Annotated in this window: 4 protein-coding genes; all 4 read left to right on the forward strand. The window is 41.1% G+C overall.

The features are described from left to right. Nucleotides 1–86: 86 nt before the first annotated feature. From uvrD to QL984_RS18040, 4 genes are read left to right on the forward strand one after another with little or no spacing between them, the layout of a single operon-like run. A complete protein-coding gene (gene uvrD, locus QL984_RS18025) occupies nucleotides 87–2,252 on the forward strand; it encodes a DNA helicase II (protein ID WP_008108265.1) in 2,166 nt (721 codons plus the stop codon). After that, nucleotides 2,230–4,320, forward strand: coding sequence for a GNAT family N-acetyltransferase (locus QL984_RS18030; RefSeq protein ID WP_138764689.1), 2,091 nt, complete (start codon nucleotides 2,230–2,232; stop codon nucleotides 4,318–4,320). The genes uvrD and QL984_RS18030 overlap by 23 nt, the downstream gene beginning before the upstream one ends. Then, nucleotides 4,289–5,413: an ABC transporter substrate-binding protein gene (locus QL984_RS18035; protein ID WP_138764690.1), complete on the forward strand. Its 1,125-nt coding sequence runs from the start codon at nucleotides 4,289–4,291 to the stop codon at nucleotides 5,411–5,413. The genes QL984_RS18030 and QL984_RS18035 overlap by 32 nt, the downstream gene beginning before the upstream one ends. Before the next feature lie 56 nt (nucleotides 5,414–5,469). Continuing rightward, nucleotides 5,470–6,327 carry a chemotaxis protein gene (locus QL984_RS18040; RefSeq protein WP_138764691.1) on the forward strand — a complete coding sequence of 286 codons (858 nt, stop codon included), beginning with the start codon at nucleotides 5,470–5,472 and terminating at the stop codon, nucleotides 6,325–6,327. Nucleotides 6,328–6,827 lie beyond the last annotated feature (500 nt).

Below are 6,827 nucleotides of genomic sequence, written 5' to 3' on the forward strand. Positions count from 1 at the left end.
ATAGCTGTTTATAAAAACAGTATTTTATTTAGCCTAACAAAAACACCTGTTATACTGCTCTCATTATTGATTAAAAAGGCGTAACGATGGACGTTTCAGAATTACTCGATGGCTTAAATGATAAACAACGCGATGCCGTTGCAGCGCCATTACAAAACATGCTGGTATTAGCAGGAGCAGGTTCAGGTAAAACTCGAGTATTGGTTCATCGTATTGCCTGGTTAATGCAAGTAGAGCAAGCCTCTGCCTATAGTATTTTTGCGGTAACCTTTACTAATAAAGCCGCTAAAGAAATGCGCTCACGGGTTGAAGAAACATTAAAAGCCCCTGTAGGCGGCATGTGGATTGGTACTTTCCATGGTTTATCGCACCGAATTTTGCGTGCACATCACCGTGAAGCAAACTTACCAGAAGCCTTTCAAATTTTAGACTCTGACGATCAGCTTCGTATGATCAAGCGCTTATTAAAATCGATGAATATTGATGATAAAAAATGGCCGGCAAAGCAGTTTGGTTGGTACATAAGCGCTAAAAAAGATGAAGCTCTGCGCCCTAAAGATATTCAGGCATACGATATTAACGAGCAAATGATGCTGCGCGTTTATGCCGCCTATCAAGAAGCTTGTGATAGAGCGGGCCTAGTTGATTTTGCAGAAATATTACTACGTAGCTATGAGGTTCTTAAAAATAACCCAACCTTGCTGCGTCATTATCAGCAGCGCTTTGCGCACATGCTTGTAGACGAGTTTCAAGATACCAATACTATTCAGTATGCGTGGTTAAAACTACTTGCGGGCGATACCAGCAGCATCATGATTGTAGGCGATGATGACCAAAGTATTTATGGTTGGCGCGGCGCAAAAATAGAAAACATTAAACGCTTTTTAACCGATTTTGATGCAGAGACGATTCGCCTTGAGCAAAACTATCGCTCGACTGCCACTATTCTTAAAGCCTCAAACGCGTTAATTCAAAATAACTCCGAGCGAATGGGTAAAAGTTTATGGACCGATGGTAATGACGGTGAACCTATTTCTATTTATGCTGCTTTTAATGAGCTAGATGAAGCGCGCTTTGTGAGTAGCAAATTACGTAGCTGGCTTAATGCGGGTAATGCACTTCAAGATGCGGCTATTTTATATCGTAGTAATGCGCAATCGCGGGTACTTGAAGAAGCAATGCTACAAGAAGGTTTAAAATACCGAATTTATGGCGGTATGCGATTCTTCGAACGCCAAGAAATTAAAGATGCTCTTTCATACTTACGCTTAGTGGGTAACCGCCAAGATGATGCCGCATTTGAGCGTGTAATTAATACGCCCGCCCGCGGCATTGGCGACAAAACACTAAGCCATATTCGTGACTGCGCTCGCGCTGAGTCTTTGCCGCTTTGGTATGCTGCTAAAGCCATTGTAGAACAACAGCATTTATCGGGTCGTGCATCAGGAGCAGTTGCCAAGTTTGTCGAACTTATTGAGCATATTGAAGATAAAATTAGTGACTTAACGCTGCATGAGCAAGCTAAATACGCGATTCAAACCTCAGGGTTAATGGCTATGTATCAGGCTGAAAAAGGCGAAAAAGGCCGCGCTCGAGTAGAGAACTTAGAAGAATTAATTAGTGCCTGCGATCAGTATGAACTCCCTGAAGAGGAAGAGTTTAGCTCGCCACTACAAGGCTTTTTAGCCTATACCTCACTTGAGTCGGGCGAAGGCCAAGCCGATGAGCATGAAGATGCGGTACAAATGATGACGCTTCACTCAGCTAAAGGTTTGGAGTTTCCTTTAGTGTTTATGGTCGGTGTTGAAGAGGGCATGTTCCCATCACAACAAAGTAATGAAGAAACCGGCCGTTTAGAAGAAGAGCGCCGCCTTTGTTACGTGGGTATGACCCGCGCTATGGATAAGCTCTATATAAGCCATGCCGAAAGCCGCCGTTTATATGGCCAAGAGAAATATCACAGCCCATCGCGCTTTTTACGTGAAATACCCGAAGACTGCGTAGAAGAAATTCGCATTAAAACACAAGTATCTCGTCCGCCTGCAGCCGGTCGCTTTAGCGCATCGGTTAGCCATGCTGCATTTGAAGAAAGCGGATTTAACTTAGGTCAACGCGTGCTGCATGCAAAGTTTGGCATTGGCACCGTACTCAACTACGAAGGCAGTGGCGCACAATCTCGCGTACAAGTTAACTTTGACGACTTAGGCAGTAAGTGGTTAGTAACAGCTTATGCAAGATTACAAGCCGTTTAACCACGTTGTAGAGCGTGCACAGCAACAACTTGCGTATGCGAAACATCGCCAGTTACTGCTGCTTACAGGCGATAAAAATTGGTGTTATGAGCAATGTACTCAGCTGCTTGCTCATTTGCAGCACCCTTCTTTTGTACTGTCAAAAAGCACTCATTTAATTAATGCACATTGGCCAGAGCATACCCACCAAATTTTAGGGCAAGAGTGCGCCCATGCTGTTTATGACGGCTACAGTGGACTGGTGCCAGATAAACTAGCTGCGCTTAGTGGCGTTGTGCAAGCAGGTGGCTTTTTAATTGTATTACTTCCACCGCTCGAATCACTTGAACATTGGTGCGATCCTGCGCTGCCATTATTTCAATCATTTGGACAAGCGCATCAATACAGCTTTTTTAATCAACGTTTAAAGCACTTACTGAGCAGCGCCTCTTTATTACATTTTAATCAACAAGATGGCTGGGTTACTCTTGCCGACATTGATGCATCAGCAGGTACTATAGATTTTACCGAGCAACAACAATGTGTTGAATTAATAAAAAAAACCGCGCACGGACGGGCAAATAGACCATTATTGATTAATGCTGATCGGGGACGGGGTAAATCAGCGGCATTAGGGATTGCCGCAAGCGAGCTCAGCGATAAAAAAATCCTCATCAGCTCTATGCAATTTCGCGCATTGCACAGCAGCTTTAAACATTTAGCAAACGCACTTAATTTAGAGTATCAAGCAGGCAATAAATGCATTGCAAACATGCAATATATTGCACCTGATCAACTACTTAACGAACAGCCTGAGTGTGACTTGCTATTAATTGATGAAGCAGCAGCAATCCCTGTTCCAATGCTCATAAAACTACTCCACCTTTATCCTCGCGTGGTATTTTCAAGCACCATGGTTGGCTATGAAGGCAATGGTCGCGGCTATATTCTAAAGTTTACTCGCTACATTAAAACGCATTTTAAAAATATGCGCAGCATGACTCTTGAGCAGCCTATTCGCTTTGCAAAGCAGGACCCATTAGAGCTGCACATTCGCACGTTATTAGCCTTAGATGCTGAACATCACAGCGTCACCTTACACTCTACCCCTTTGCAATTTAAGCAATTACAGGCACATCAACTTGCTAGTAACGAGTCACTACTTTATCAAGTGATTGGGTTGCTAACGCTGGCACATTATCAAACCAGTGTGAATGATTTACGCCACTTACTAGACGCCGCTGGGCAACGCCTATTTGTTTGTCAACAAGGTGATAATATTCTTGGTGTGTGTTTAGTAGCGATAGAAGGTGGCTTTACTACATCGTTGAGTGATGAAGTAGTGCAAGGTAAGCGCCGCCCTCAAGGGCACTTAATGGCGCAAAGCCTTGCACAATTAAGCTTTAACCCTGAGGTATTAAAACAATACTGCGCTCGCGTGGTGCGAATTGCCATTGACCCAGAGCAGCACAATAAGCACCTAGGAACACAATTACTTCATTACTGTGAACAGCAATTACAGAACGAGTGTCATTGGTTTGGTGCCAGCTTTGGTGGCAATGCGCAATTACTCAGTTTTTGGCAAAGTAATGGCTTTGATTTAGTTAAACTCGGTTTTCAAAAAGATAAGGCAACGGGCGAGCACAGTGCATTAGTTGTTAAAAGCTTAACTAAAAGTGACCAACTAGTAGAGCAATTAGTAGCACAGTTTGAAGCCGATTTCCCTTTGCAACTACTCGATCACTATAGTCAGCTTGATTATCAACTGGTCGCGAAAATTGTCTCTCATTTTAATACTCATACTGGCAGTATCACTGAGCAATTAAGATTAAAGTCTATGTTAACAAGTGACTACCAGCTTTTTAATATAAAACCATTGCTCTGGCGACGTTTTTGGGCATTGCCGTATAGCTTGCCAACCGATGACGATAATTTCCAATATGTTTTTATTAGGCTAGTATTACAAAATTGGACACCGAAAAATATCCAAAGTCAGTTAGGTTTGAATGGCACAAAGTCATTTAATACATTATTTAAAAAGGCTGTAAATAATTGGTATGAGCGCATTTCGCATAATAGCAAACCTTAACATTGTCCTTATAGCATTAGTGCTTGGGCAAACTTTCGCGCATGCCGAGCAAACCAACGACAAAGTAATTAAGCTGGGCATGTCTACTGCACTGACTGGCCCTGCTAAAAATATTGGCCAACAGTTACATAAAGGTAGCAGCGTTTATTTTGACAAAGTTAATAACGCTGGCGGCATTAATGGCGCTAAGGTGCTCCTTTTAGTTGCTGATGATCACTATGAACCCAAACAAACCGTTAATAATACTCGTGAGTTTATTTACACAAATAAAGTTGATGCCCTGTTTGGTGCCATGGGTACCCCAACCAGCCATGCAATTATACCTTTACTAGAACAATCAAAAATTCCGTTCTTAATGCCTTTTAGCGGGACGAGCTTTCTACGTGAAAAGCCGTCAGTTAAAGCATTTAACTTAAGAGCAAGCTATAACGACGAAGCACAAGAACAAATCAAATACCTCGTTGAAGAGCATAAACATAGTAAAATAGGGCTGTTTATACAGGCTGACGAATTTGGCTTATATGTAGAATCAGGACTAAGAGAAGCGCTCGCTAAATATAACCTTACACCGGTAATAGTTGCTCGCTACAAACGCAATAGCCAAGATGTGGAGTCAGCACTTAATACCTTAAAATTAAGCGGAGTTACGGCAATCTGTTTAGTCGGCACTTATGAACCACTCTCTGAGTTTATTAATAGCGCCCAAAAGCAAGGGTTTAATCCTGAATATACTAGCGTTTCGTTTGTACCCAGCTTTGACTTATTTGATGAAGTAAACTCACCCTCACATATTATGGTAACGGAGATTGTTCCAAACCCACTAAATTGTAACGATAATTTTTGCACTGAGTTTTTAGCCGATATGCAAGCGAGCAACATTAAAAAACCGAGTCGTCTTCATTTTGAGGGTTATATTAACGCTATGGCATTTAGCAAAGCAGCGAAAAACTGTCAATTCCCCCTTCAGCAATCCTGCCTGATGAATGAGCTTAATTCTTTATTAATAACCGATATACTTATCCAAAAGTTATTCATAAATACTGAAAACAACAATAAACGTAATGTTTATCGCTCTTATTATGTGAATAAATAAATACCTTGCAAATATTGTTCTATCCTTAGTATACAAACTTAGTATGTGAGGAAGCCATGGACTTAATTAATTTTAAAGTGGGTTATAAAACCATTTCACTTAAGATTCTTGATATCTTATTAACGGAACAATTTCATAATAACCTCACGGTGCTGCCTAACGATAACAAGAGCTTCCTAGGCGTTAAAGATTATATGGGGATTCCAACCCCAGTATTTGACTTAGGAATAATTTTAAATGGCGTGTCTACAGAACACAGTAACCGAGATGCGTTAAAGCAACTTAAATCTTGGCAAAAACAACTCAATACGTGGTTTAATCAATTAGAACAAGCGTTACTAAGTTCGCAAAATTCGTTAAATACGAGTCAATGTGAGCTTGCTGACTTTGAACAATTTTATATGGAATTTAAAACCGATAACGACGAATTAAAAAGTACGATGTCACGCTTTAATGAGCCGTTTAAATCACTTTTACAAAAAGTAGAAGACGCTATTAAAGTACATAAACAAAAAAATAGTAAACAAGTCCTCATACAGCTTGAAATTGTAAAGCGCCATGAGCTGATTCAATTAGAGCGCTTATTTGAATCAGCCAAAGAGCAAATAACCTTAGACTATAAACCGATTATTGTTTTTACAACAAAAGATGGAATGACCCCGCATGTTGGCTTATTAGTTGATAAAGTCGAAGATAATATTGAATATAGACAAGAAGATATAAAACCTCTCGATAAGTTGACTGAAATAGGCTTTGATATTGATCCACAAACAAGAAATATGATGCATGGATTAATTAAGCTAGCCGATAAACACAGCGTACTTATTGATCCAAGCGCTATATTTAAACCCAAAGAGCTTCAAACCTCTAGCAACGCACAAGAGCAAGAGACTGAAGCCTATGGACTGTTCTAAGCTAATTATTTGTATAAACAATACTAACGAACAACAGTGCAGTTAGTGTGTTTTTGGCTCTGAATATTTTTCTTTAACCTAATGCCTTTCACCTCGAACCTGCATTTTCACTTTCCTGCAGACGTAAAAAAGCCCGACTATTTCTAGTCGGGCTTTCTCTTATTTGGAGCCTGGTGATGTCGTAGTGCCCACAGCGCTAGAGAGCCACATAGCAAATGGGATAATATTATTGTGTCGGGGCGACCTTGTGCAGGGCTTGCCTTCGCGCTGTTTTGTTTGATGTATAGGAATACGAATGCCGTGGAGTACAGGATGTGCAAGAGCGGCCACTACTGAGTTCGGTGCGAGGTCTTGGCTTTGAGTCTTTATACTTTCCTGCAGACAACAAAAAACCCGTTACATCGCTGTAACGGGTTTCTCTTGTTTGGAGCCTGGTAATGTCCTACTTTCACATAGCAAATGCTACACTATCATCGGCGCTGTTTCGTTTCACTGCTGAG

Source organism: Pseudoalteromonas sp. APC 3495 (genome assembly GCF_030407645.1).
GTDB classification, from domain to species: Bacteria; Pseudomonadota; Gammaproteobacteria; order Enterobacterales; family Alteromonadaceae; genus Pseudoalteromonas; species Pseudoalteromonas tetraodonis.

Excerpts from the sequence above, each read along its gene's own strand:
- uvrD (WP_008108265.1), top strand. The coding sequence starts at position 87 with ATGGACGTTTCAGAATTACTCGATGGCTTAAATGATAAACAACGCGAT.
- QL984_RS18030 (WP_138764689.1), top strand. The coding sequence starts at position 2,230 with ATGCAAGATTACAAGCCGTTTAACCACGTTGTAGAGCGTGCACAGCAA.
- QL984_RS18035 (WP_138764690.1), top strand. The coding sequence starts at position 4,289 with ATGAGCGCATTTCGCATAATAGCAAACCTTAACATTGTCCTTATAGCA.
- QL984_RS18040 (WP_138764691.1), top strand. The coding sequence starts at position 5,470 with ATGGACTTAATTAATTTTAAAGTGGGTTATAAAACCATTTCACTTAAG.